Origin of the sequence: Marinobacter nauticus ATCC 49840 (genome assembly GCF_000284615.1) — a bacterium.
Taxonomy (GTDB): Bacteria; Pseudomonadota; Gammaproteobacteria; order Pseudomonadales; family Oleiphilaceae; genus Marinobacter; species Marinobacter nauticus.
The window spans coordinates 1,235,650-1,261,547 of sequence record NC_017067.1 but is presented as its reverse complement, the minus strand read 5'-3'; the positions used below and the strand labels follow the sequence as shown (position 1 = coordinate 1,261,547).

The window sequence follows — 25,898 nt, the reverse complement described above, 5'->3', positions numbered from 1 at the left end:
GGGAGGTAAAAATGGCGGAGCGGACGGGACTCGAACCCGCGACCCCCGGCGTGACAGGCCGGTATTCTAACCAACTGAACTACCGCTCCGCGTAGCTGCCTGAGCTGTCTTGCGACTGCTCTGTGACAACGAGGGCGCATTATAAAGAGGCCCTCGTTTATGTCAACGATTTTCCCAAACTTTTTTCAGATTTGCCTGAATCGCCACTTACATGGCATCAACCATTGCATCCTTGCCCTGGGCGGTCTTGCGGTATTCAATCGGTGTCATGCCAGACCAGCGCTTGAACGCCCGATAAAACGTACTGGGTTCTGAAAAGCCTGTCAGGTAGACAATTTCATCAATGGATTCATCGGTGGTGGCCAGTAGCTGCCGTGCTAGACGGTAGCGGAAATCCGCCAATACCTGATTAAAACTGGTCTCGGCCTCGGTCAGCCGGGTTCGCAGGGTCCGGGGCTTGATCCCCAAACGCTCAGCCACGGCATCAAGCGTGACTTCGCCGCTATCGAGCAATTCCGCGATGATGCGCTCCACCTGGCCAACAATGTCCTTCTTCTCGAGCCGGGCCACCTGCTCACTGGCGAAGCGTTCATGCAGGGCCAACAGTTCGGGTTCCGCATGAGGCGATGCATGGGACAACAATTCGGCGGGGAAGTAAAGCCGGTTCTCCTCGGCACCGAACACCACCTCACACCCCAACACCTCACGAACATGGTCCTGACCCTGCTCCCGATCATGCTCGAACTCAATCCGGGATGGGTAGAAATTGCCGTCGGTAATGGATTTGAAGAAGGTAATCAGGCCTTGAACAAAACACTCATTGAAGTGTTTCAGACGGCGAACATCGTCTGAGGCGGTATCCAGAACCATGCAGGCTTCATCGCCAGCCACGAAAAAATCCGTGTTGGCGGCATCGCTGAGCAAGCGCTGATAATTCTGGGCGCGGCGCAACCCCTCGCCAAACGTCGGACTACTCAGGAACAGGTATTCCAGTACCTGCCCCTTGTAGGCGGGGAGCAATGGCCCAAGGTGCAAACCAACGTCGGGGTCACCGGATACATCCTCCACCGCCTGCCAGAAATAGAGCTGGGCGCTGTGGGGAGTCCTTAGCTGATCCGTGTATACGTACTGCTCGTTAACGCCAAGGCGGCTGAAGATGGCGTCGGTATCAATACCTCTTCGCTTCATCGCCTCGTATATCAGGCGCAGCATCACGCCTGCATCACGTAGTTCCTGCATAGTATCCCGCTTTTTTATTTATTGGTTACTACTTTGACCCGCCGGACAGGGCCCGGAGCACGCCAGGTCAATGCCAGATCTGGCCGGGTTTGCCAGACTTTCGTCGTACATTAGAGCATATCAGGCCACATACGCACAGTTGTACCAGAAATTGGCAACGCCCAATATAAAATCACATTGCCATCAAGACATGCACATGGATGCCGGCCCCGGGGCCGACCAAGGAGAACGCTACGATGTCCGCGCCACTGGTTTATCACCACACGCCCCCTGCCCTCTTGCCTCTGTACGGTAAGGCACTGCTGCCGAAATCCGGAAAGAACCACCCCGAAGCGGTGCAGATTCCGAGGCTGGAGGCCAGTCTTCTGGGCGTTACAACGGACTCTCCCGCGCTCCGCGATTATATGAAAGTCTGCAGTTTTCAGCCGGGAACCCGCCTGCCAGTGACCTGGCCGCATATCCTGGCGTTCCCCCTGCACCTTAAGCTGCTGACCGAACCCGCATTCCCGCTGCCGTTGCTGGGGTTGGTCCATCTGAGAAACAGCATCACCCAGCATCGCCCTCTGGCCGCAGGCGAAAATCTGGATCTCAAGGTTATCCTCGACAACCAGAAACGCACCGACCGGGGCCTGGAATTTGACCTGGTTACGGAAGCCAGAGCCTCAGGACGCCTGATCTGGGAGGAAGTCAGCACCAACCTGTTCCGGATAACCAACGGCCCCGGTAAAACCAGCCCCAAACCGAAACCGGAGCTGGAAACCTATCCCTTCTCCGAAGCGATCAAAGCCCCGGAAAACCTGGGCCGGCAATACGCCAAAGTCTCGGGGGATCGAAACCCGATCCACATGCATGCCCTGAGCGCCAGAGCCTTCGGCTTTCCACGGGCCATTGCCCATGGCATGTGGAGCAAAGCACGGGCATTGGCGCTGCTGGAGAATCAGAAGGGCTGGAAGGATGGCCCGGTGCGGGCCAGTTGTCAGTTCAAGAAACCCCTGCTGCTGCCGGGAAACGCGATGCTCAACTGGCAGACAGGAAAGGATGGCTGGGATTTCCAGTTACTGAATGCGAAAGGCGATGCCCCGCATCTGACCGGGCGCATCGACTGGCTGTAGCGCTTATTCCTCCGGAGCGCAGAGTTCTCCTTCGGCTCCGGAAACAGGCAGGGTGAACCAGAAACAAGCGCCGCCATCGTCCGGGCGCTCGTATCCGATTTCGCCGCCCTGGGCCTGAATCAGGGAGCGGCAGGTGGCCAATCCGATCCCCATACCCTCGTCCTTGGTGGTATGAAACGGATGAAACAGTTTCTCTTCGGCTTCTTCGGCGACGCCGATGCCATGGTCCCGCACCTGAACTCGGACACAGTGGTCGCCACAACGGCGGGCGCTCACTTCAACCGGCGTTGCCGCGCCGGCACTGCGGGTGGCTTCCAGGGCATTGCGTATCAGGTTCAGGGCGACCTGCTGCACCTGTATGGGGTCGGCCAGCACATCCGGCAGCGAATCCTCTACCTGTACCTCGATGCCACCTTCGTTGTTGCGCATGTCGACCTCGGCAAACTGGCGGGTATCCTCCAGCAAACCGGGAACCGAGAGTATTTCCTTACCGGTGGCAGGTTTTTTCATGAATCGCCGGATCCGGCGGATGATTTCGCTGGCACGATGGGACTGAGCCTCAACCTTGTCCAGGGTTTCCTGCAGCAAACCCAGATCCGGTTGCTCCTTTCCCATCATACGCTTGGCCACACGGGCGTAATTGGTGATGGCCGTCAGTGGCTGATTGACTTCGTGGGCAAATCCCGCCGCCATCTCACCCATGGTGCTCAAACGGGAGGTGTGGGCCAGTTGATCCCGCTGCTCCTGAACCATGGCCCGGGCATCCTCCAGTGCCTGCTCGTTTTCCAGCTCGGTGGTGATATCCCGGAACACCACCACCGCACCGTGGAGTTCTTCGTCATCCAGCTTTGGCGTTGAGCGATACTCCGCGGGGAAACCGGAACCGTCGGCCCGCAGCATGCGGATATCGCGCTGGTTTTCGGCCACGCCTTGCCGGCAGGTAGCCATCACCGGCAGGTTGTCTTCCGAATCTGACGCGGTGGAAAAATGCAGATCAAAAAAGCTCTTGCCGATCAGGTCTTCAACCGGGCAGCCCATGATCATGCCCGCAGCGGGATTGGCGAATTCAATGATGCCATCCTCGTCGAGGCCGTAGATGCCCTCGCTGATGGAATTGAGAATCCGGGCCTGATCACCCTGGAGTTCACGGTTCCGGGCCTGTAATTCGCGCTCAAGGCGAATCACCTGGGCGTGGGTTTTCACCCGCGCAATCACTTCCTGGGACTGAAAAGGCTTGGAAATGTAATCCGCGCCACCAAGAGAAAAACCTTTTACCTTGGCCTGCAGATCATCCAGTGCCGACAGAAACACCACCGCGCAGTCGGCCGTTTGCGGGTCGGCTTTCAGGCGCTCGCACACCTCATAGCCGTCCATTTCCGGCATCATGATATCCAGAAGGATGACTTCGGGGTGGTGTCGGTGGGCAAGGTCCAGTGCTTTCTCGCCTTCGTTGGCGATCAGCAAACGGTAGCCTTTGTCTTTCAGGGTCTCGTAGAGGACCTTCAGGTTCTGCGGGTTGTCGTCCACCAACAGAACCGTCACCTCGGAGTTCTCACTGACAGTTTCAGTCATAGAAATACGGCCGGTTAAAAACGTTCGGACATGATGACGGTGCCGGCCGTCCTAGTCGATAAGGTCCTTTACGGACAGGACCATACGTACCAGATGGGCCAGGGAATGCGTGCCCATTTTGTGCATTACGCGGGAACGGTGAATCTCCACGGTACGCTGGCTGATTTCCAGCTCAATGGCGATGACCTTGTTGGCCTGGCCTGCAATCATGCGGTCCATGATTTCCCGCTCGCGGGGCGTCAGACTCTTCACCCGGCGGATGATTTCCTGTTTTTCGTCTAGGGATTTACGCTGTTCCTGATCCTGCTCCAGGGCCGCCTCGATTTTCTCCAGCAGGGCCTCTTCACGGTAGGGCTTCTGGATGAAATCCACGGCGCCCTCTTTCATGGCATCCACCGCCATCGGCACATCGCCATGGCCGGTCACAAAGATAATGGGCAGGATCGAATGCTTGTCGTTAAGCTTCTTCTGAAGCTCCATGCCATCCATCCCGGGCATACGTATATCCAGCACGATGCAGCCGGCCATCTTGTCGGAATAGTCCTTCAGAAAGGCATTGGCGCTTTCGTAGGTTTTCACCGGCTTGCTATCGGATTTCAACAACAACTCCAGTGAATCACGAACGGCTTCATCGTCCTCTACCACGTACACAGTTTGCTGGATCTCAGTCATGGATCTGTACTCTCCTGTCCGTTTTATTATGGTGCCGGTCAGTGAATGGACGGATCTTTATGATCGTCCCGGGCGTGCTCCTGCCGCTCATGCTCGCGCATTTTTTCGAGCCGTTGCTGAATAATGCCAAAAACACTCTGCTTGGGGTACCTGCCTTTCTCATCGGCTTTGCCCGCCGGCTTGCCCAGTAACAGTGTAATCGCCTCTTCCACCCGGGCAACCGGGTACACGGCAAACCGCCCTGCCCGGGCCGCCTGCACCACTTCGCTGTCCAACATCAGGTTCTGGACATTGGTGGTTGGAATGATGACACCCTGGCTGCCGGTCAGACCACCTTTAAGCTCACAGGTGGCATAGAAGCCTTCCACCTTTTCGTTCACACCACCAATCGGCTGAACCTCGCCAAACTGATTAACAGAGCCGGTAATGGCCAGATCCTGCCGCACCGGAATGCCGGACAAGGCCGAAATCAGCGCACAGAGTTCCGCCAACGAGGCACTGTCGCCATCCACCTCGCCATAGTTCTGCTCAAAGGTCAGGCTGGCAGACAGGTGCATGGGATCGTTCACGGCAAAATGAGAGGCTAGCCAGGAACTCAGAATCATCACGCCCTTGGAGTGGATATTGCCTCCCAGCTTCACATCGCGCTCAATGTCCATGACTCCGCCATCGCCATAGTAGCAGCTTGCGGTCACACGATTGGACAAACCAAACTCGAAGCCACCGGTGGACAATACCGAAAGCGCGTTTACCTGACCTACGCAGGTGCCCGTGGTGGTCACCAGAGTGGAACCGTCCCGGATGGAATCATAGAACTGATCACGGATGCGACTGCTGCGGTAACGGGCGCTCTCCAGCGCACGTTCCACATGTACCTCAGAAATCAGCTTGGCACCAGCCTGGCGGGCCCAGAAATCCGACTCTCGCAACAGGTTGGCGATGTCGGCGGCATGCAACGACAGCCTGTCCTGATGGTCAGCCATGCGGGCACTATGCTCGATAATGCGAGCCACCGCCTTGTTGGTGCAATGCAACAGCTTCTTCTCAACCACAAGGCTGGAGATGAACTTGGCGTACAGCAACTGGCTCTCTTCGGTGCGGTACATCTCGTTTTCGAAATCCGCCGTTACCCGGAACAGCTCGGCAAACTCGGAATCGTATTCCTGCAGCAGCATCCAGGTTTCCCGATCGCCGAACAACACAATCTTGACGTTCAGAGGAACCGCCTCCGGCTCGATGGAAATGGTGCCGGACAGGGTCAGCTCCCGCTCCAGGGAGTTGATCTGGATAGATTTTGATCGCAATGCGCGCTTCAGACCATCCCACACGAACGGCTGCTCCAGCACCTTGATGGCGTCCATCAGCAGATAGCCACCGTTGGCCCGGTGCAGGCTTCCGGCCCGAATCAGAGAGAAGTCGGTAAAGACCGTGCCCTTGTAGGTCACGTTTTCCACATAGCCGAACAGATTGTGATAGGTGGGATTATCTTCCACCACCACCGGTACTTCATTGGTTTTCTGATGCACCAGCACATTGATGAGGTAGCGCCGGGGCATTCTCTTGTCCAGTGCGGCCCAGGCAATGGCAGCCTGCTCCTCGTCGTCTTCCAGGAAGATATCCAGGTTATCCACCAGGTCTTTGCGAACCGCCTCCAGGTATGTAACCACATCGGGCTGTTCACGGTATTTCTCCACCAGCTCGTCAATCTGATGGCCGGAGATACCCTCCAGGGTCTCCTGGTTCAGAGCCTGCTGTTTGTCGGCATATTCCTGTTCCCAGTCCGCCATTTTCCGCAACGCCTGGCGCAACTTCTTCTCAAGCTTGTTGATCGAGTCCTCAAACTTGTCCCGCTGCTCCTCGGTCAGAGCCTGGAAACTTTCCGCCGTGTGAGGCTCGTCGCCGTTCATGGCGACCAGGCGATAGCCACCGGGGGTGGTTACCGTCAGGCTTACCTTTTTCCGTTTGGCCTGGGCAGCCACTTTGGCCAGCTCATCTTCCTGCCTCTTGCCGTAATCATTCTTCAACTGCTCCGAGCGTTCCAGAAAGCTGTCGCTGTCAAAAGTCTGGGGGATCGTTTTCACCAGCCGGGTCATCAGCTTTTCCATGTCCTGCTTCAGCTGGGTCCCCATACCTCCCGGCAGCTGCAACAGCTTGGGATTACGCGGTTCCTCGAAGTTGGCGACATAACACCAGTCATGGCTTTGCTGCAGCGTGTCCACATGATGCTCAAGGTAACGCAGCATCATCGTTCGCTTGCCCAGCCCATTCCGACCCACGGCATAGACGTTGTAGCCGCCATGGGGCATGGCCAGGGCAAAGCGCACGGCCTCCTGGGCACGGTTCTGGCCCACGATTTCGGCCAGGGGCTCAAGTTGCCTTGTGGTCTTGAATGGCAGGTCTTTGAGGACGCAGGCTTTATACAGCTGATGCAGGGGCAGAGACTTCAAATTGGCTTCCCGTAACGGTCAGTTTTGTCGGATTTCAGGCCCGCCATTGTAGTGCCTGGGGCCGGGTCTGTCGCGTACCTCGTCCGGTTTTATCGAAAGGGGCCAGAGCCGACTGCAAGTGCCAACTTGGTCACAAATCCGGCCGTGGTCATTTTTCATGCAAGCCGTCGATTACTACACTTCATCTCCCGGACGGAATCCGGCCACAACAAGTACAAGACACGTGATGACTGAAAACATGACGAATAATTCCGCAGATCGCCGCATCAAGGATCGTTTTCCGGCGTCCTGCCTGAGGGTTCAACTGCGTGAGCGCGGTTTCTTCGGCCGTGGCAAACAGCCTGTGGCAGTTACCTGCCTGGACATGAACCGCTATGGTATGGCGGTTCTCTGCCCACGACCGGTGGATGTAGGTGTGCGACTGTTTCTTGATATCGAGGGCAAGTACATCAGTGAATCCCGGGTCGGCGCCCGGGTTATCGCCTGCCAGCCCTACCAGGCGGGATATCGGGTCAGTCTGCAGTTTGCCTATTGCCTGGACAAAAATGCCTACTCACGAACGATGGACAACGCACTGTCCCGTATTGAAGGCTTCTACAACCGCTACGCCAGTTGATCAAATCAGGCCGGCGTCAAGACTGGCCGCCACTGCCATACCCAACTCGTAACACTGCTCTTCAAACTCGGGCCGGAATTCACCCCGGCATACCAGTGCATCCTGCACCAGCTTCCAGCGCAGCCCTGTGGTTATGGTCTCAATAGCTCGGCGGGTCCCGGTACCATCATGGCCGGCACGGATATAAAAGGCAAAAGGCAGGCCCTGGGTTTTCTCCAGGCAGGGATAGTAGCTGCGGTCGAAAAAGTCTTTCAGGGCGCCAGACATGTAGCCGAGGTTTTCCGTGGTGCCCAGGATGATGGCGTCGCATGCGAGGATGTCTTCGGGGCCAGCTTCGAGAGGCGCCTTTACCACCACCTCTACCGCTTCGATGTCCGGATTACGAGCGCCATTTTCGATGGCGCTCCGTAATCTCAGGGTATTCGGAGACGGGGCATGAGCCACAATCAGCAGTCGCTTCATGTCACGCCTCCCTATCTTTCTCTTTTTAGAATTTATAGCAGTTCGCCATTAGCTTCAGCAGGAGCCTCCGCCGTCTCTTTCTTGACCGGCTTGGGCATCAGCTTGTCACGCACTTTAGCCTCGATTTCATTGGCGATATCCAGGTTCTCTTCCAGGAACTTACAAGCGTTTGCTTTGCCCTGGCCGATCTTGTCGCCGTTATAGGCGTACCAGGCGCCGGATTTGTCCACAAAGCCTTCTTTCACGCCCATGTCGAGCACTTCCGCCATGTGGTAGATGCCCTTGCCGTACATGATCTGGAACTCCGCCTGCCGGAACGGAGGCGACACCTTGTTCTTGACGACTTTTACGCGGGTTTCGTTGCCCACCACCTCGTCGCCGTCTTTCACCGAACCGATACGGCGAATATCCAGACGCACAGAGGAATAGAATTTCAGGGCGTTACCACCGGTGGTGGTCTCGGGGCTACCGAACATAACACCAATCTTCATACGGATCTGGTTGATGAACACCATCAGGCAATTGGCGTGCTTCACATTACCGGTAAGCTTGCGCAGTGCCTGTGACATCAGGCGAGCCTGAAGACCCACGTGGCTGTCGCCCATCTCGCCTTCGATTTCCGCTTTCGGGGTCAGGGCCGCTACCGAATCGACTATGATCACGTCCACCGCGTTCGAGCGCACGAGCATGTCGGCAATTTCCAGCGCCTGCTCACCGGTATCCGGCTGGGAAACCAGCAGCTCATCAACGTTAACACCCAGCTTTTCCGCATAAACCGGGTCCAGTGCGTGCTCGGCATCCACAAAGGCACAGGTTTTACCCTGTTTTTGCGCTTCCGCGATAACCTGCAGAGTCAGTGTGGTTTTACCGGAGCTCTCCGGGCCGTAAATCTCAACGATCCGGCCGTAAGGAAGACCACCAATGCCCAGAGCAACATCCAGCCCAAGGGAGCCGGTGGATACGGCAGGAATCGCCTCACGGGGCTGGTCGCCCATCTTCATTACAGCACCTTTACCGAACTGGCGTTCGATCTGGCTCAACGCTGCGCCGAGTGCTTTCTTGCGGTTATCTTCCATTCTTGCAAACCCTCGTTACCAGGGCCGCTCAACCTTGTTGGCCAATGCGGCAGAATCCGGAGAAAACCTGAATAGCCATCCAGTGTTTTCCTGTATATTTGAACAGTATTAAAACATATGGCCAGAAGGAGACCAACCCCCGGAAAGGTGAAAATCCTCACAGGGTTTCGACAAATCCGGTAACTCCTTCTAATACATACAAAACCGACTGCCGGCGCACCTGATCCCGATCGCCATCGAAATGCGCTACCCGGGCTTCGGTGTTGTCAGCCCGGCTGCCCCAGGCAAACCAGACCGTACCAACCGGCTTGTCTGCACTACCCCCACCCGGCCCGGCAACACCGCTGACAGCGACAGCGATATCCACGCCTGTGGCACGTATGGCACCTGTCACCATCTGTCGCACCACCGGTTCACTGACCGCCCCGCACTGCTCCAGAGTATCAGCTTGTACGCCAAGGATGGCCTGCTTAGCGGCGTTACTGTAGGTCACCAGACCCGCCATAACATAGGCGGACGAACCCGCCCGGTCAGTCAGCACCTTGGCCACCCAGCCACCGGTGCAGCTTTCAGCGGTAGCGATGGTCATCCGCCTGCGCTCAAGCGCCGCCGCCAGCGCGTCACCAGCCTTGGCCAATTGTCCGTCGGTCACATTCATACGGTTCTCCCGTTTCCTATAATGCCCGTCGCCAGTCTCAGGCTCCGGGAAAACTGTCAACAAATCCGCGATCAATGCGGTCTTTCCACTTCCAGACCCAGGCGCCCGAAAACGTCAAGGGGCCATAACTACCAATCGCCGTGCAGTCTCCCGCCGCCAACAGGTACAACGAAAACCTGCGCGGATAGAAACGCACCAACGGTTTACCCGATATCGCAGCCGCAAGATTGCGGGCCAGTATCGGCCCGGCACGAACCGCGTGTACCCCGGAACGGTCCAGCCGTTGGTCAACCCGGCTACAGGCATCTCCGGCCACAAACACATTGTGGTGAGACGTGCTGCGATGGCTGGCGTCTACCCTGACAAAACCGGCTTCGTCTACGGCCAGGCCGCTGGCTTCCAGAAAGGGCAGAGCCCTGCCACCGGTAGATACCAGAACCGCATCGGCCCGCATTCGTCGCCCACCAGCCAACCGGACCCCATCAACCACCGGTTCGCCATACTCCTCAACAATCTCGACACCGCAGCGCATCAGCGCCCGCCGCACCAGGCGGCGAAAGCGGGGACGAAAGCCCGGCACTACACCATTGCTGCCGGCCACCAGAACAACGCCCGCCTGGTCGCAGTCCGCTGATCGCCGGGCCAGGGCCATAGCGATCTCCGCACCTCCAGCGCCTCCACCAAGAACAACAATGCGCGGGCGCGCTCTGGCGCGCAGGGATCTTTCGGTTGCCGGCCAGTCTTCAGCAAATCTTTCGACGGGCTTAACACCGAGGATCATGCTGTCCGGCTCGTTCAGCACGGCACTGTCACTGGCCGATCCAACATCGACAGAGAGCAGATCGTAGGGCACCCGTTCACCACTTGCCAACACGACCTCCTGCTCGGCTGCCCGCAATTCAACAGCCCGATCGAGCACCAGCCTGCCACCGGCGGCGATCACCGTGGGCTCGACCAGGACACGACACTGATCGAAGCGATAGTGCCCGGCCAGCCAGCCCGGGATCATCCCGGAGTAGTACTGCCACCGGGACGGTGACACCACCACCAGCTCAGTTTCCGGCAACGGCTCGCGCGCGAACTGACGCAACGCCACCATGTGAGCGTGGCCGGCACCCAGCAAAACCAGTCGTTTCATAACCTCATCTCCCGCCTGCCATGCTCACCACCCCGAGCTCTGATATGCTCCTCTCAGGAGGCCACCAAAATCCATGTTGCGACACCCAATACGCGAAGAAGATCCCCGGATGGCGATCATCGTCCCCGTTCTCAACGAGATCGACGGTATCGAATCACTGCTGAGCCACCTGGAAATCTGGCGTCAGCGGGGCGCCGAAATCATTGTGGTGGATGGCGGCAGCGACGACAAATCGGACAGTCTCATTGAAGCGAGGGGGTTTCCCCTGATTCGCTCTGCCCGCGGACGCGCAACCCAGATGAATGCTGGAGCACGCAGCAGCCAATCGCCTTTCCTGATATTCCTGCACTCGGACACCCGGTTGCCGGAGCATGCGGACACGCAAGTAATGACTCACCTGGCACGCTCAGAAACCAGCTGGGGCCGTTTTGATGTTCGTATCGACGGCCGTTCCCGCCTGTTGCCGATCGTTGGCGCCATGATGAACCTGCGCTCAAGACTGACCGGCATCGCCACGGGCGATCAGGCCCTGTTTATGACTCGAACCCTGTTCGAGCAGGTCGGAGGCTTTCCGGAACAACCACTGATGGAAGATGTGGAAATCTGCAAACGCCTGAAACACATCACGCCCCCGGTGTGTCTGAGTGACAGAGTGGTCACCTCCGGCCGGCGCTGGGACCAGCGCGGCGGCTGGCGGACGATCTTTTTAATGTGGCAGTTGCGCTGGGCCTATTGGCGCGGCGTTCCCGCAGACCAACTGGCAGCCCGTTACCGATGAACCAGACACGTATTATTGTTATCGCCAAAGAACCCCGACCTGGAAAGGTAAAAACCCGCCTGATCCCGGCGTTGGGCGAGGCCGGTGCCGCCCGGCTGGCAGACCGCATGCTGCGGCACACTCTGGCGCAGGCCCTCGACGCCAATATCGGCCCGGTGGAGCTCTGTGTCAGCCCGGATCCTGCGGCAGAATACTGGCAACAGTTGGACCTTGGGGACCGAGCCATCCTGTCTTCCCAGGCTGACGGTGACCTGGGCCATCGCATGGCGGAAGCCGCCAGACACGCCCTGACAGCCGGCTTACCGGTGATCCTGATCGGAACAGACTGCCCGGATCTTGACGCCAACCGACTCAGGCAAATGGCCGGCGACCTCCTGAACCACGATGCCTGCCTTTGTCCGGTCGCCGACGGCGGCTATGCCCTGCTGGGGCTCCGGCGTTTCAGCCCGACCCTCTTCACGGATATACCCTGGAGTACCGAACAGGTGGCCGCCATCACCCGACAGCGTCTGGCGGCCCTGGGGTGGCGGCTGGCGGAGAGCGAAACCCTGAACGACGTCGACGAACCGGCTGACCTGCAAAGGCTGGCGACAGACTATCCCGGACTGATGATGCCCTGAGTGACTGACCGGCTGCCGACACCTCCGGACCGTGGTACCATCGCGGGTTTTGGTATCCCGAACGGCGTGCCACCACCCTTGCCGATGTTTACCCGGAAGAATTGAGGAACTATGACGGACCTGTCCAAGCACACCCCGATGATGCAGCAGTACCTGAAAATCAAGGGAGAACACCCGAACGAGATGGTGTTCTACCGCATGGGGGACTTCTACGAGCTGTTTTACGACGACGCTAAAAAAGCCGCAGAGTTGCTGGACATTACCCTGACCGCACGTGGCCAGTCCGGAGGTAATCCGATTCCCATGGCAGGGGTACCCTTCCATTCGGCCGAAGGCTACATTGCCCGCATGGTTCGCGCGGGCCAGTCCATCGCTATCTGCGAGCAGATTGGAGATCCTGCCACCAGCAAGGGCCCGGTGGAACGCAAGGTCGTGCGCATTGTCACTCCCGGCACACTGAGTGACGAGGCGTTTCTGGAAGACCGCCGCGATAACCTGCTGGCAGCCATCTACCATCACAAAGAGCAGTTCGGTTTTGCCTCACTGGATATTTCCAGCGGCCGGTTCGCGGTGTCGGAACTGGAGAGCCTTGAAGCCCTGCAGGGTGAGCTTCAGCGCCTGCGACCCGCTGAAATCCTGATCAGCGAGGATTTTCCCTATACCGACATCCTTGAGGGTTTCACCGGCGTACGCCGCCAGGGCCCCTGGCTGTTTGAATCGGACACTGCCCTCCGGGTGATCACCCAGCAGTTGCAGGTACGCGATCTCACCGGCTTTGGCTGCGAAGACCTGACCCTGGCCGTTTGTGCTGCCGGCTGCCTGCTGCAATACGCCAAGGAGACCCAGCGCACGGCACTGCCACATATCCGAAAACTGACCCGCGAACGCCGGGAAGACGCCGTGATACTGGATGCCGCCAGCCGCCGGAACCTGGAAATCGACACCAACCTGATGGGTGGCCAACAACACACCCTGGCCTGGGTGATGGACCGCACCGCCACCGCCATGGGAGCCCGGGAGCTCCGACGCTGGCTGAACCGTCCACTTCGGGATGTTGAGCGCGTGCGCCAGCGCCAGCAGGCAGTATCTGCGCTGCTGGACGGTTTCCACTATGAGCCGGTGCACGATCTGCTGAAACGGGTGGGTGATATCGAACGGATTCTGGCCCGGGTTGCCCTGCGTTCTGCCCGCCCCAGGGACCTTGCGCGCCTGCGCGACGCTTTTCATGCCCTGCCAGAACTGCAGGAGGCACTGAAACCGGTCAACTCACACCATGTCGTGAAGCTGGCCACCGTCATCGGTGAATACCCGGAACTGGCCGACCTGCTGGAACGCGCCATCATCGACAACCCGCCCGTGGTGATTCGTGATGGCGGTGTGATTGCCGAAGGCTTCGACGAAGAATTGGATGAACTCCGCAACATCAGTGAAAACGCCGGCCAGTACCTGCTGGATGTGGAAACCCGGGAGCGTGAACGCACCGGCATTTCCACCCTGAAAGTGGGGTACAACCGGGTGCATGGTTACTACATCGAAATCAGCCGGGCGCAGTCTGACCAGGCGCCGGTGGACTATATCCGCCGCCAGACCCTGAAAAACGCCGAACGCTTCATCACTCCGGAACTGAAAGAGTTTGAGGACAAGGCACTGAGCGCCAAAAGCCGTGCCCTGGCCCGGGAAAAAGGTCTGTACGACGATGTCCTCGAAACCGTGGCCGAGCAGCTGGCCCCGCTACAGGACGCCGCCCAGGCCCTGGCCGAACTTGACGTGCTGAGCAACTTCGCCGAACGAGCCACCTCCCTGCGCTTCACCGCGCCGGAATTTACCGACCAGCCAGGATTTGATGTGGAGGAAGGTCGGCACCCGGTGGTGGAGCAGCTGCTCGACGAGCCGTTTGTGCCCAACAACCTGTTGATGGATACCAGACGCCGCATGCTGGTGATCACCGGCCCGAACATGGGCGGTAAGTCCACCTACATGCGCCAGGCCGCCCTGATTGCCCTGCTGGCTTACACCGGTAGCTTCGTGCCTGCCAACCGCGCCGTGCTTGGCCCGGTGGACAGGATATTCACTCGCATGGGCTCCTCGGATGACATAGCGGGTGGCCGCTCCACCTTCATGGTGGAAATGACTGAAACCGCCAATATCCTGCACAATGCCACCGAACACAGCCTGGTGTTGATGGATGAAGTGGGCCGCGGCACCAGCACCTTCGATGGCCTTTCGCTGGCCTGGGCCACGGCCGAGCACCTGGCAAAGAACATCCGGTGTTACACCCTGTTCGCCACCCACTACTTCGAGCTGACCCAGTTGGCCGATGACCTCGAACATGCGGTTAACGTGCACCTGACCGCCACCGAGCACGACGACTCCATCGTGTTTCTGCACAATGTGCACGATGGCCCGGCAAGCCAGAGTTACGGGCTGCAGGTGGCAAAACTGGCCGGTGTACCCCAGGATGTGATCCGCAACGCCAAAACCCAGCTGGCGCATCTGGAAGGTCTGGAAGCAGGCAGCAACCCGTCGCCGGCGCCCGTGAGCGTTAATGAGCCGAAACCGGCTACGCCATCTGCGGCTAAGACCGCCAGTGTGGATGCAGTGTACCAGGGCGACATGTTTGCCGTGGCCGAGCCTAGTGCAGTGGAACAGGCTCTGGAGAAGCTCGATCTGGACGGCATTACCCCTAGAGACGCCCTGAACCAGCTTTATGAACTCAAGGAGTTACTGGCAAAATAACAGCATTCTGCGCCAAACTTGATCTGGGTAATAACGATATAGCAGGCCAACGCTTGCGGCAGTGTGGGGGGCTCCCTACAATATCGCTCCAAATTATAAACGGGGCCGGGTAACTGACAGGCTCCTGATGAGACTGAATCTTCTACGAACCAGGGATCTGACTATGGCGTTTATCGTTACTGATAACTGCATCAAGTGTAAATACACCGACTGCGTGGAAGTCTGCCCCGTGGACTGCTTCTACGAAGGCCCCAACTTTCTGGTCATCGACCCGGACGAGTGCATTGACTGCGCCCTGTGCGAGCCAGAGTGCCCGGCCGAGGCCATCTTCTCGGAAGACGAGCTGCCGGCAGGCCAGGAAGCCTTTGTTGAAATCAACGCAGAGCTGGCCGGCAAGTGGCCCAACATCACTGAAAAGAAAGACCCGCTGCCAGATGCCGAAGAGTGGGACGGTAAGCCCGACAAACTCAAGTACCTGGAGCGCTGAGGCCAGGCCGCGCGCAAACGAAAAAGGCCGGAGGCATCACCTCCGGCCTTTTTTGATTGGCCCTGATGCGTTTCAGCCAGCGGCCGCCAGCAGCTTTTTCGTCGCTGCCGAACGATAGAACGGTTCCAGCCTGCGCCGCAACAGCGCTTCCAGATAGCCCTCCTGCCGGAGCAGATCCACCAGCGGCAAGCCCACCGCTTCAAGTTCCGTGACAATCACTTCCCGCGTGACGCCGATATCCGCGAGCAGGTTCATCACCGGTTGGTTACCATAACGGGCATACAACCCCTCCACTACTGCCTGAACGCAGCCCTCAAAATACGGGGTCTGGCGGAAATGCAGCCAGAAGTCATAGCCCAGCACCACAAATTCCTGCAACTGAACATCACCCAGTCCGTCCTGCAGATCCTCAATGGTTCGGTCTTCGAGAGACACCCAGGCCGCCATGACTGTGTCACGCAGTTCGTCATCACTCAAAGCCTTGTGGAGGAACTGCTCACTTCGGGCAATCAGGCTCGGCAGGCTGTCCGAAAGCCAGGCCTTGATGCGGCGTTCAAAGGTCTCATCCAGCCCCGGCACCGCCTTGTTAGCCATTTTCTTGCCGAACTTCATCATCGAGCCCACCCCGGGTACTGAGCGGGTAATCAGATTATCCTCGTAGAGGTAGTTCACCAGCCCGTGATAGACCACATTCGACACCAGCTCCTGATAAACCGGGTGAGCCATAATCTCACTGATCACCCGTTCCCGCTGATGGCGCAACTCCAGGGCTTCCTCAACAAACGCACTGGCCTGCTCACGGGACAGAATATCGCCCAGTCTGGTCTGGCTCTGAACCGGGGCCTTCAACACTTCGGTTGCCAGGTCCGCTGCCAGCTCCGGAATGCCGGCATCCAGCTCCATGCTCACCACCACCCGCCGGATCAGGCCCATAATCTGCTCGGCACTAACCACACGCTCCAGGGTCACGCTATTGGCATACTCCAGCAGTTCGTCCACTTCCTGATGCAGGAACTTTTTCAGTTTGGCGCCTTTCAGGGCATTCAGCTCGTGCCGAACGTGGGCTTCAAGTAATTGGTCCGCCAGGGTTGAGGTGGTCTCGGTCATAAGCCTGTTTTCCTTTGCCAGGTTTTCTTGTCTGGCAAAGAGGCTAACACGTTCCGGCGTATGGCGGGTTTGCCCGAACTACACCATCAGGCGTGATACAGGGCCAGTCTGGCGACCGGCCCGTTCGATTTACTGAAAATCACTGAACTCGTGAGGCTCGGCGGCCAACGCCAGGCAGATACTGCCCGGCCCCACATAAATGGCACTGGTAATACCCATCTGGGACAACAACAGCTCAACGCCGTTCTGCTCACACGCGTCCCGAAGGCGATTCAGGCCCGGCAGATCCTCGATCTCGGTCCAGCTCAGGCCACAGGAAAGGCTGACATACGGCGTCAGCAAACCCGCTTCCACCCGGGCGACCGCGTAATTCATCACCTTCTCCACAGCCATGTCGAAGTTACGGGTCTTGGCAACCGGTTTGCCTTCCACACCCTGCCCGAAAATCACCGGGATGATGTTCAGCGCCTTACCCAGGAAAGCCGCCACCGCAGACACGCTTTTGTCACCTCGGCGCCGGGCGCGTTCACGGATGTAATGCAGATCCCGGGGAATGACACAGGTGTAGATTTTGTCGGTGAAGGTTTCCACTTCATGGCGAAGCGCATTCTTCGATACTTTCTGGCCAATCAGCTTCAGCGTGTGAGCCGCCAGCAGCCCCTGGCCGGCAAATATCTGTTTGCTGTCGATCACCCGCATGGAAAATTTGCCATCCCGGCCTGCAGCCTTGCGCGCCTCTTCATAATGCGCCATCACAGAGTTCATGGCTTCAGATGCGTTCTGGTAAATCAGGCTCCGGCTGCGGGTAACAGTTTCGCAGATGGCGACATCAAATTCGGTGACAATTTTTTCCATGAAAAGATCATGAATCTGCTCGGCGCTGAACGCCTCCGTTTCCGCCTGGTGCCCCTTATCGAGCAGGCCGCTCTGATAGAACTCCTGGGTACGGACAGGATCGTGGTTATCGATGTAGGTCTGGCCATCAATTATGGCCGTGACGGGCAGCACAAACAGGTCGTGTTTGCGGGCGAATTCATAGGGTAGATCACAGGCGCTATCAACGATCAGACCAACTCGCATGCTGAATGTCTCCGGGTTCGGGCGCGTCCTCTGGCGGGTACGCCCTTTCTTATGATTATTTTGCAGCGCCCCAGTGTTACACAGGCTGATGAAAATTTCAGCAACCCGGGAACCGGATCAGGCTTCCAGTTCCCTCAGATTGGCTTCCAGCAAACCGCGATTGTCCTGCTGCCACGGGTGAAAATCCCGCCGGAAATAGGCCAGAAAATCCGGCAGGCACTTGCGCAGAACCCCCGGCTTGCCCCACAGGAAATTCAGACCGCCCAACCAGGTTCTCAGGCTCCAGAGCTTGCCGTCCGTTTTCAGGAGGCTGCAGGTATTAAGGAAGGTGTAGCGGAAGAAATTCCAGGTCACGAACAGGAACACGATCCGGCGAAGCTTGTCATTGCCGATACAGGCACGGTATACGTCGAAGGCCACCGACTTGTGTTCGGTTTCCTCAATGGCATGCCAGCGCCACAGCCTCTTCATGGTTGGAGTCGCTCCTTCCATCCACTCCGGGTGACTGAGAATGGCGTTGGCCAGAACCGCCGTGTAGTGCTCAGCACCACAAGTCCCGGCCAGTTGCCGACTCGGCGGCAGGCGCCCGACCCACTCCATGTGTTTGCGGAACCGTTCGTCCAGGGCATCAATATCGTAGCCCCGGGCTTTCAGAGCCTCGTTGTATTCCTTGTGCTCCCGGCTATGCAAAGCCTCCTGGCCGATAAAGCCCTTGATCTCCTCCTTCAACTTGGGATCGGTAATCTGATCCCGGTAGAGCCGGACTGCGTTGATAAACTGTTGCTCGCCATCCGGAAACTGCAGGGACAAGGCATTGAAAAAGGCCGTTCGAAAGGCATCGTTGCCATGCCAGAGCGTTCTCAGTTCGGTACGAACATCGAACCGCAGGTGCCGGGGTTTGACCGTGACACCATCGGGGGTGGAGCTGATCGTCATGGCAGCCTCCTGTGGTCTGTTTGTTGTTATCGGGAGTTTGACTGCGGATAATTTTTAATCAACGGGATCAGTTTACCCCCACGTAACTGCAAACCGAAAGGCATACCTCAAGAAAAAAAGACGCTTTGTCACAATATGACAACTTGTCAGAAGTCCGAACAGCAACAAAAAAGGGAGGCGCTCAGGCCTCCCAAGGACACACAGTGGGTAGATGCCGCCGCCGAACACGGCGGCATCAGGTTCAGTGCTCGTTGACCGGCTCCGCGCCCGGTGCTTCCGGGTCGGGGGTAAAGCCGAGAATATGAGTGCGCTCGATCAGGAAGTACAACACCGCACCAGTGGCCAGGCCCCAGCCCGCGCCGTAAACCGCGAGTACTACGCCCATCGTGCCAGCAATACCGCGTTCGGTGTTGTTTTCCAGTTGCTCCAGGCCCACCATCAAACAGATGTAGCCGGTCAGCAGCAGTGTCAGCGACAGGGCAATCGGCAGCACCGGCTGGAAGAAGCTCACCAGCGGCAGCACAAACAGTGCGATGAAGCCTGTAATCCAGAAGGTGCCACCACCGCTGTAGATGGAATCCATGGCATTACGGCCATACTTGTAGCGCTCGGCCATGGTGGCGGTCACCGCCGTCCAGATCGGGCCAGCCAGGCCAGGGTACGGCGCGAAGAATGCGTGGCCGCCATTACGAATAGCGGTCACCAGGTGTACACGGTCCACGCTGTTGTCGATGTCTTCGTCTTTGCGCAGGTGGTCAACACGGTTCATCAGGGACTGACCCACCACGATGTCACCGAAGGCAATGACGTAGGCAATGACTGCGGTCGGAATCGCATACAGGAATACATTCAGATCCGGGAAACCAACGCTAAACGGCAGGTAGTTCCACAGCTGGTCGAACGCTGGCTTGGTGATCCCCCACTCCACGTTCGGGACATCGTATTCGCCGGTGGCAAAGCCCACCAGAATGGCCACCACCATGCCCGGCACCATGCCGTAGTTGGCAATCTTGCGGGCCAGCACGTTCTTGTCGACAAAGCCTTTGAACGAGACCGAGAACATCAGATACAGACACACCAGACCACCCACGATCAGGGAGATCGGCGTGTTGGCCAGGCGGCCGCCGGCCTCGATTTCACCCATCAATGCCGCAATACCGGCACCAATAATGATACCGCCCTTCATCGAGCGCGGAATCCAGTTAACCAGTTTGCTGCCCAGACGGGTCACGCCCAGAATCAGAAAGATCAGGAACACCAGGAACTGCAATGCAAACAGCGCCTGGATGGCCTCAGGGCCGGGTTCATAATCGGAAAGGAACAGCAGCACCACCGGAATACCCGGGGTAATCCAGCCGGGCACCAGAGGCACACCCAGCAAGGCTGGCAGCATAAAACCAATACCGCAGATCACTACGTAGGCCAGGGCCACGTCATAGGGAACACCGAGATATTTTTCCAGCAGCGGAATCATGGCCAGACTGACCACAAACATGATCAACGCCTGCACCATCTCCGCGAATTCCCAGCGGTAATGTACAAACGGAAGACGAACTTTGAAGGGACCAGCAGGCCAGTACGGCTGCTCTTCACCGTTTTTTCTGTGGAACATTTGCATAAAGAAACCTCCAGACACCGTGTTTCAGGCGCCAGCCAGTGTTGTTTTTGTGGAGAGGTATGGCTGCGCCGGCAGGCGCAGCCGTTAAAGGATTCAGTTCAGGTCTTTGGCCTGGTCCCTCAGTACGAACTTCTGGATCTTGCCGGTTGAGGTTTTCGGCAGCTCCGTGAAGACCACGGTCTTGGGCACCTTGAAGCGGGCCAGGTGCTCGCGGCAGAAGTTGATGATGTCGTCTTCAGACACATCCCCGGCTTCCGGCTTCAGGGTGATGAAGGCACAGGGGGTTTCGCCCCACTTCTCATCAGGCCGGGCAACCACCGCCGCTTCCAGTACGGCCGGATGGCGATAGAGGGTATCTTCCACCTCGATGGTGGAGATGTTCTCGCCACCGGATATGATGATGTCCTTCAGGCGATCCTTGATTTCCATGTAGCCGTCTTCGTGCCACACCGCCAGGTCGCCAGTGTGGAACCAGCCACCACGGAACGCCTCTTCCGTGGCGGTCGGATTTTTCAGGTAGCCCTTCATCACGGTGTTACCGCGCAGGAAGATCTCACCGATAGTTTTGCCGTCCTTGGGGACTGGCTGCATGGTGTTGGGATCAGCCACCATGGTGCCGCCCAGCGTGTGGTAACGCACACCCTGGCGGGCTTTGATCTTGGCGCGATCATGCAGGGGCAGCTCGTCCCACTCGGATTTCCAGGCACACACAGTGACCGGTCCATAGACTTCGGTCAGGCCATACACGTGAGTAACCTTGATGCCCATTTCTTCGATGGAGCCAATCACCTGGGCGGGTGGCGCAGCGCCGGCAGTCATGGACTTCACTTCGTGGTCGATGCCCGCCTTGGCTTCCGGTGAGGCATTCAGCAAGGCATTGAGGACGATCGGAGCACCACACATGTGGGTAACCTGATGGTCACGAATCAGCTGCAGAATCTTCTCCGGGTCTACCCGGCGCAGGCACACGTGGGTACCGGCCATGGCGGTAATGGTCCAGGGGAAACACCAGCCATTGCAGTGGAACATCGGCAGCGTCCACAGGTACACCGGGTGCATGTCCATGGACCACACCGTCTGGTTGCCCAGCGCGTTGATGTAGGCACCGCGGTGGTGGTACACCACGCCTTTGGGATTACCGGTAGTGCCGGAGGTGTAGTTCAGGGAAATGGCATCCCACTCATTATCCGGGAAACTCCACTGGAACTGCGGGTCCCCTTCCTGCAGGAAGGCCTCGTAATCCAGATCGCTGACCTGAACGCCCTCACCATATTCCGGATCATCCACGTCAATCACCAGCGGCTTGTGCTCCAGATGGCGCACCGCATCCTTGATCACCTGGCCGAACTCCCGGTCAGCAATCACCACCTTGGCTTCGCCATGCTCCAGCATGAAGGCGATGGCTTCGGCATCCAGGCGAACGTTCAGGGTATTGAGCACGGCACCGATCATCGGAATGCCGAAATGGCACTCCACCATGGCCGGAATGTTCGGCAGCATCACGGCAACGGTGTCGCCCCGGCCGATTCCACGGCCTTTCAGGGCAGATGCCAGGCGCAGACAACGGTCGTAGGTTTCAGCCCAGGTGCGGCGGATAGCACCGTGAATAATGGCCGGGTAATCCGGATACACACTGGCCGTGCGCTCGATAAAATCTATGGGGGATTGAACAGCGTAGTTCGCGTCCCGGGGCTCTAGGCCCTGGTCAAAGATCGACGTCATTGGCGTGGTCCTCTAACTCGGATGTTGTTCTTATGGCGTATTCAGAAGAATCGCTAAAGCAGCTATAATCAGCATTGCCGAAAATGGTAGACCACAGCAAAATTACTAGAAACTCTACCATGGTATTATGGGAATACTTCTATAAAACATGACAGATCCCAACAATTCTCGACAAATCAATCTCCTACTGGACAGCGACCCGCAACCCACGCTGATTCTGGCAGCCGACGCCACGGTATCCGACTGCAACCGTGCCACCCGTGAGTTGCTCACTATCAGTAAAGCACCGACACCAGATACTTTGTTACCGGTAAACACTCAGGCGCTGGTGCAGGCGGCCATCGGCCAGGGCCGGGCCATTGAGGATGTGGAGTCACGGTTCAGTGATCGAATCGTTCTGTGGAGCTTTATTCCCCTGCCAGAGGGCACGCAGGTTCTGGTGCGCGGGCGCGATGCCACCAACGACATTCGGGATCAGGAGCAGGCGGTCCGCTCCAACCGGCTTTACCGCCTGATCACTGAGAACACCACCGACCTGATCTCCCGCCATGCCCCGGATGGCCGTTTTATCGACGCCACGCCCGCTTCCTGGCGGCTGCTGGGATACTGGCCCGAAGAGCTGCGCGGCAAAGCCCTGGAAGACGTTTTCCAGGGGGAGAATCTGGCCGAAGAGCTGGCACAAACCCGCCACCGCCTGCGGGAAGACGGCTACGCCACCCTCACTCTGGAACTCCATCACCGGGACGGCAGCCGCCGCTGGTTCGAGATTGCCAGCCGAGCCATCCGCGAGACATACACCGGTGCCGTAGTTGAAGTGATCAGTGTCTCCCGTGATATTACCGCCCGGGTAGAATCGGAAGAGCAGAACCGACGTCTGGCAGACGAGCTGGCCCATACCGCGCGCCTGGCCACCCTGGGCGAGCTCGCCTCGAGCATTGCTCATGAGATGAACCAGCCGCTGGCCTCCATCGTCAATTTCGCCAGCGCCAGCCAGCGTTTTCTCAAGGAAGCCGATAAACACCCGGACCGTCTGCTGAAAGTGGACGACGGTCTGCAGAAGATCGTACATCATGCCAACCGGGCCTCAGAAGTCATCAAACGGCTACGAGCTTTCCTGCGCAAGGGCCAGAAGCGCATGGCACCGGTCTCGCTCAATGCCGTTATCAGCGACGTAGTGAAACTGTGCCAGTGGGAAGCTGAAAAAAACGGGGTCCGGTTACAGGAGTATCTGGCCGCCGATTCTCCCGTGATTACCGCAGACCCGGTTCTGCTGGAGCAGGTGTTGATCAACCTGGTCCGTAACGGCATAGAAGCCAATGTCGAAGCCCGTGGCGAAACCGGCCGGCTGTCCCATATCGTGGTGACCACCTGCATCAACGATCAGCGCGAAACCCTGATCCAGGTCACCGACGAGGGCACGGGCCTGGATGACGAAGGCATACGCCAGATGTTTCAGCCGTTTTTCACCAGCAAACCCAAAGGCCTGGGGCTCGGGCTGTCCATGAGCCGCTCCATTATCGAAGGTTTTGGCGGCTTTCTCGACGCCATACCCGCCGAAACCGGCGGGCTGTCATTGATCTGCCGGTTTCCGCCCAACCAGCACCGGCTCGCCCCAAATCGCACCGCAGATTTCGCACATTCGCCAGGAGAAAAACCCTGATGCCAGACACGCACAACACGGTCTACGTGGTCGACGACGACGCCGGCATGCTTGAATCCACCCAGTGGCTACTGGAATCAGTGGGGCTGAAGGTGAAAGCCTACAGCGATGGCCGCCAGTTTCTGGATGCGGTGGAAGACCAGCGCCCTGGCTGCGTGGTTCTGGATATCCGTATGCCGGGGCTGGGGGGATTGAACGTACAGGAAGAGTTGCAGAAACGAGGCCTGGACGTGCCGATCATCTTTGTTTCCGGCCACGCCGACGTGCCCATTGTGGTAAGGGCCTTCAAGTCCGGGGCTTTTGACTTCATCGAAAAACCATTCAACGAACAATTGTTGCTGGACAGTGTGCAACAAGCCCTTCAGGACGCCGACGATCCTGTACCAAACGCAACGCCTGCTGCCAGTACCGAAGCATTGATTGCCAGCATGACCCGCCGGGAAAAGGATGTATTCCTGCCCCTGGCCCAGGGTTACACCAGCAAGGAAATTGCCGAGCAGCTGGATGTCAGCGTCAAGACCATCGACCTGTACCGGGCCCGGGTGATGAAGCGCCTTGGTGCAGAGCGTCTGCCAGACGTGACCGGCCTGGCCATTGCCGCGGGTCTGTTGAACCCCCTCGAACTCAGGCAGCCCGCTCAGCCAGAATGACGCTGGACTTCGTGGGCCAGGGAGCCAAGTCGTATCACCGCGGTCTCCAGCCGGTCTGTCCAGGGATTGCCACCGTTCAGTCGCAGGCAGTTCTCGAACTTGTTGGTGGTTGAGAACATCAGCCCCGGTGCCACGTTGATGTTTTCGGCCCGGGCGCGCCGATACACTTCAGTACCGGACACACCGTCCGGCAGCTGCACCCAGAGCACGAACCCTCCCTGTGGCCGGCTGACCGCCGTGCCCTCCGGGAACGACCGGGCCACGGACGAACGCAGCCGTTCGGTCGCCTCATGGTAGTGTTGGCGGGCAGCGCGCAAATAACGATCGTAACCACCCTGCTCCAGAAAATGCGCCACCGCCAACTGAGGAATGGATGAGGTTGCCAGGTTCACAAAATATTTGTGCTGGCGAGCACTGGCCATGTGTCGACCGGGGATCATCCAGCCCAGTCTCAGGCCCGGTGAAATGGTTTTGGAGAAGGAGCTGCAGTAGATCACGTTATCGGCGCGATCAAAAGCCTTGGCCGGCCGCGGGCGCTCACCCGTGTGGTACAGATCGCCATAGATATCGTCTTCAATCAACGGCACATTGGCGGCCGCCAGCATGGCCACCAGTTGTTGCTTGCGCTCGTCCGTCATCCTGGCACCCATAGGATTACTGTGATTCGGCACCACCACGCAGGCTTTCAGAGGCCACTGCTCCAAGGCCAGCTGAAGCCCCTCCAGGCTAATACCATCGGAGGGATGGGTTGGAATCTCAATCACCCGGAGCCCCACCACTTCCAGCGCCTGCAGGATTCCCGGAAAGGAAGGCGATTCCACGGCCACAATGTCGCCGGGCTGGGTGACCGCTCGCAGAGCCAGGATGATGGCCTCCTGGGCACCATTGGTGGCTAGTACATCGTCTGGCGAGATCGGCACGCCGAGGCTCGCCATGCGCTGGGCAATCTGCCGGCGAAAGGATTCCTTGCCGGGGAAGGCGTAGTCCAGGGTTTCCAGGCCCCGCCGGGCAGCCCACAGGGTGCTCTGCTGGATCTGCCGCAGCGGCAGGTAATCCGGGTGTGGTATGGCGGTGGCCAACGGCACCATGCGCTTTTGCTCGTCCGCGCACAGATCCAGTGTCATTTCCCGGGCAGACACCGGCAGCGGTTGGCTACGTTGTTCCGACATTCTGGGTTCCGGCACGTCCCTGGCAGGCAACCTTACGAAATAGCCACTGCGCTCCCTGGCCTGCAGATAGCCACGGGCTTCCAGTGTCTGGTGGGCCTGAAGCACCGTGGAAATGCTGACTCCGAACTGGCGACTGAGCACCCGAACCCCAGGCAAACGCTCACCCTCCCGGTAAACGCCATCACGAATCAGCCCCTGCAGCTGATCTGCTACCTGGTTATAAAGCACACCCATGGTCTTCTCCCTGTTTGCAGTGGCCAATCGAGGTCTATTGCAGCAGATCCGGCGCCGATTCAGGCAGTACAGATTGGCTACTTTTCGGCCAGCACAGTTCAGATTATAG

Annotated in this window: 22 protein-coding genes and 1 tRNA gene; 8 read left to right on the top strand and 15 right to left on the bottom strand. The window is 58.3% G+C overall.

The features are described 5' to 3' along the window. Positions 1–12: 12 nt before the first annotated feature. Together MARHY_RS05815 and MARHY_RS05810 are read right to left on the bottom strand one after the other, a co-directional pair. Positions 13–89, bottom strand: a tRNA-Asp gene (locus tag MARHY_RS05815). A 118-nt stretch (positions 90–207) separates the two neighbouring features. Continuing rightward, positions 208–1,239, bottom strand: coding sequence for an AraC family transcriptional regulator (locus MARHY_RS05810; protein WP_014420974.1), 1,032 nt, complete (start codon positions 1,237–1,239; stop codon positions 208–210). Between the two features lie 236 nt (positions 1,240–1,475). On the opposite strand from MARHY_RS05810, the gene MARHY_RS05805 reads away from it, so the two are divergent. Continuing rightward, on the top strand, positions 1,476–2,351 hold the full coding sequence (locus MARHY_RS05805) for a MaoC family dehydratase (RefSeq protein WP_014420972.1): 876 nt from the start codon (positions 1,476–1,478) through the stop codon (positions 2,349–2,351). Positions 2,352–2,354: 3 nt separating this feature from the next. Here MARHY_RS05805 and MARHY_RS05800 read toward each other — a convergent pair whose 3' ends face one another. The 3 genes from MARHY_RS05800 to MARHY_RS05790 are packed head-to-tail and all read right to left on the bottom strand — an operon-like array spanning position 2,355 to position 7,042. Next, a complete protein-coding gene (locus tag MARHY_RS05800; RefSeq protein ID WP_014420971.1) occupies positions 2,355–3,923 on the bottom strand; it encodes an ATP-binding response regulator in 1,569 nt (522 codons plus the stop codon). 51 nt (positions 3,924–3,974) lie between these two features. After that, positions 3,975–4,595 carry a response regulator FixJ gene (gene fixJ, locus MARHY_RS05795; protein WP_014420970.1) on the bottom strand — a complete coding sequence of 207 codons (621 nt, stop codon included), beginning with the start codon at positions 4,593–4,595 and terminating at the stop codon, positions 3,975–3,977. Between the two features lie 38 nt (positions 4,596–4,633). Next, the gene (locus MARHY_RS05790; RefSeq protein WP_011785551.1) at positions 4,634–7,042 is read right to left on the bottom strand and encodes a Lon protease family protein; all 2,409 of its coding nucleotides are present in this window, start codon (positions 7,040–7,042) and stop codon (positions 4,634–4,636) included. Between the two features lie 238 nt (positions 7,043–7,280). Between MARHY_RS05790 and MARHY_RS05785 the strand changes: the two genes are divergently transcribed. Further along, complete coding sequence (locus tag MARHY_RS05785; protein WP_031210250.1) at positions 7,281–7,658, top strand: PilZ domain-containing protein; 378 nt, start codon at positions 7,281–7,283, stop codon at positions 7,656–7,658. Here the strand turns inward: MARHY_RS05785 and MARHY_RS05780 are convergent, their stop codons facing one another. From MARHY_RS05780 to MARHY_RS05765, 4 genes are all read right to left on the bottom strand, one after another. Continuing rightward, the gene (locus tag MARHY_RS05780) at positions 7,659–8,120 is read right to left on the bottom strand and encodes a flavodoxin family protein (RefSeq protein WP_014420968.1); all 462 of its coding nucleotides are present in this window, start codon (positions 8,118–8,120) and stop codon (positions 7,659–7,661) included. Between the two features lie 32 nt (positions 8,121–8,152). Beyond that, entirely contained in the window at positions 8,153–9,196 is a 1,044-nt protein-coding gene (recA, locus tag MARHY_RS05775; RefSeq protein ID WP_011785554.1) for a recombinase RecA, read from the bottom strand. 157 nt (positions 9,197–9,353) lie between these two features. Next, the gene (locus MARHY_RS05770) at positions 9,354–9,854 is read right to left on the bottom strand and encodes a CinA family protein (RefSeq protein ID WP_014420967.1); all 501 of its coding nucleotides are present in this window, start codon (positions 9,852–9,854) and stop codon (positions 9,354–9,356) included. 37 nt (positions 9,855–9,891) lie between these two features. Beyond that, the gene (locus MARHY_RS05765) at positions 9,892–10,992 is read right to left on the bottom strand and encodes an FAD-dependent oxidoreductase (RefSeq protein WP_014420966.1); all 1,101 of its coding nucleotides are present in this window, start codon (positions 10,990–10,992) and stop codon (positions 9,892–9,894) included. Between the two features lie 73 nt (positions 10,993–11,065). On the opposite strand from MARHY_RS05765, the gene MARHY_RS05760 reads away from it, so the two are divergent. From MARHY_RS05760 to fdxA, 4 genes are all read left to right on the top strand, one after another. Further along, complete coding sequence (locus tag MARHY_RS05760) at positions 11,066–11,770, top strand: TIGR04283 family arsenosugar biosynthesis glycosyltransferase (protein WP_014420965.1); 705 nt, start codon at positions 11,066–11,068, stop codon at positions 11,768–11,770. Continuing rightward, the gene (locus MARHY_RS05755; RefSeq protein ID WP_014420964.1) at positions 11,767–12,390 is read left to right on the top strand and encodes a TIGR04282 family arsenosugar biosynthesis glycosyltransferase; all 624 of its coding nucleotides are present in this window, start codon (positions 11,767–11,769) and stop codon (positions 12,388–12,390) included. Before MARHY_RS05760 ends, MARHY_RS05755 begins: the two co-directional genes overlap by 4 nt. A gap of 111 nt (positions 12,391–12,501) precedes the next feature. Continuing rightward, positions 12,502–15,126 carry a DNA mismatch repair protein MutS gene (gene mutS, locus MARHY_RS05750; protein ID WP_014420963.1) on the top strand — a complete coding sequence of 875 codons (2,625 nt, stop codon included), beginning with the start codon at positions 12,502–12,504 and terminating at the stop codon, positions 15,124–15,126. Between the two features lie 163 nt (positions 15,127–15,289). After that, positions 15,290–15,613: a ferredoxin FdxA gene (fdxA, locus tag MARHY_RS05745; RefSeq protein WP_011785560.1), complete on the top strand. Its 324-nt coding sequence runs from the start codon at positions 15,290–15,292 to the stop codon at positions 15,611–15,613. A 72-nt stretch (positions 15,614–15,685) separates the two neighbouring features. On the opposite strand, the gene MARHY_RS05740 is transcribed toward fdxA, so the two are convergent. From MARHY_RS05740 to MARHY_RS05720, 5 genes are all read right to left on the bottom strand, one after another. Continuing rightward, positions 15,686–16,720 (bottom strand): hypothetical protein, encoded by a 1,035-nt coding sequence (locus tag MARHY_RS05740; RefSeq protein ID WP_011785561.1) that lies wholly within the window; start codon positions 16,718–16,720, stop codon positions 15,686–15,688. 129 nt (positions 16,721–16,849) lie between these two features. Then, positions 16,850–17,800 carry a DegV family protein gene (locus MARHY_RS05735; RefSeq protein WP_011785562.1) on the bottom strand — a complete coding sequence of 317 codons (951 nt, stop codon included), beginning with the start codon at positions 17,798–17,800 and terminating at the stop codon, positions 16,850–16,852. A 117-nt stretch (positions 17,801–17,917) separates the two neighbouring features. After that, the gene (locus MARHY_RS05730; protein ID WP_011785563.1) at positions 17,918–18,736 is read right to left on the bottom strand and encodes a metal-dependent hydrolase; all 819 of its coding nucleotides are present in this window, start codon (positions 18,734–18,736) and stop codon (positions 17,918–17,920) included. Positions 18,737–18,977: 241 nt separating this feature from the next. Beyond that, positions 18,978–20,354 (bottom strand): solute carrier family 23 protein, encoded by a 1,377-nt coding sequence (locus MARHY_RS05725; RefSeq protein ID WP_014420962.1) that lies wholly within the window; start codon positions 20,352–20,354, stop codon positions 18,978–18,980. A 93-nt stretch (positions 20,355–20,447) separates the two neighbouring features. After that, positions 20,448–22,076 (bottom strand): acyl-CoA synthetase, encoded by a 1,629-nt coding sequence (locus tag MARHY_RS05720; RefSeq protein ID WP_014420961.1) that lies wholly within the window; start codon positions 22,074–22,076, stop codon positions 20,448–20,450. A 148-nt stretch (positions 22,077–22,224) separates the two neighbouring features. Between MARHY_RS05720 and MARHY_RS05715 the strand changes: the two genes are divergently transcribed. Then, a complete protein-coding gene (locus MARHY_RS05715; protein ID WP_014420960.1) occupies positions 22,225–23,736 on the top strand; it encodes a PAS domain-containing sensor histidine kinase in 1,512 nt (503 codons plus the stop codon). Further along, entirely contained in the window at positions 23,736–24,386 is a 651-nt protein-coding gene (locus MARHY_RS05710; RefSeq protein WP_014420959.1) for a response regulator transcription factor, read from the top strand. The genes MARHY_RS05715 and MARHY_RS05710 overlap by 1 nt, the downstream gene beginning before the upstream one ends. Here the strand turns inward: MARHY_RS05710 and MARHY_RS05705 are convergent. After that, the gene (locus tag MARHY_RS05705; protein ID WP_014420958.1) at positions 24,374–25,789 is read right to left on the bottom strand and encodes an aminotransferase-like domain-containing protein; all 1,416 of its coding nucleotides are present in this window, start codon (positions 25,787–25,789) and stop codon (positions 24,374–24,376) included. The genes MARHY_RS05710 and MARHY_RS05705 overlap by 13 nt on opposite strands. Positions 25,790–25,898 lie beyond the last annotated feature (109 nt).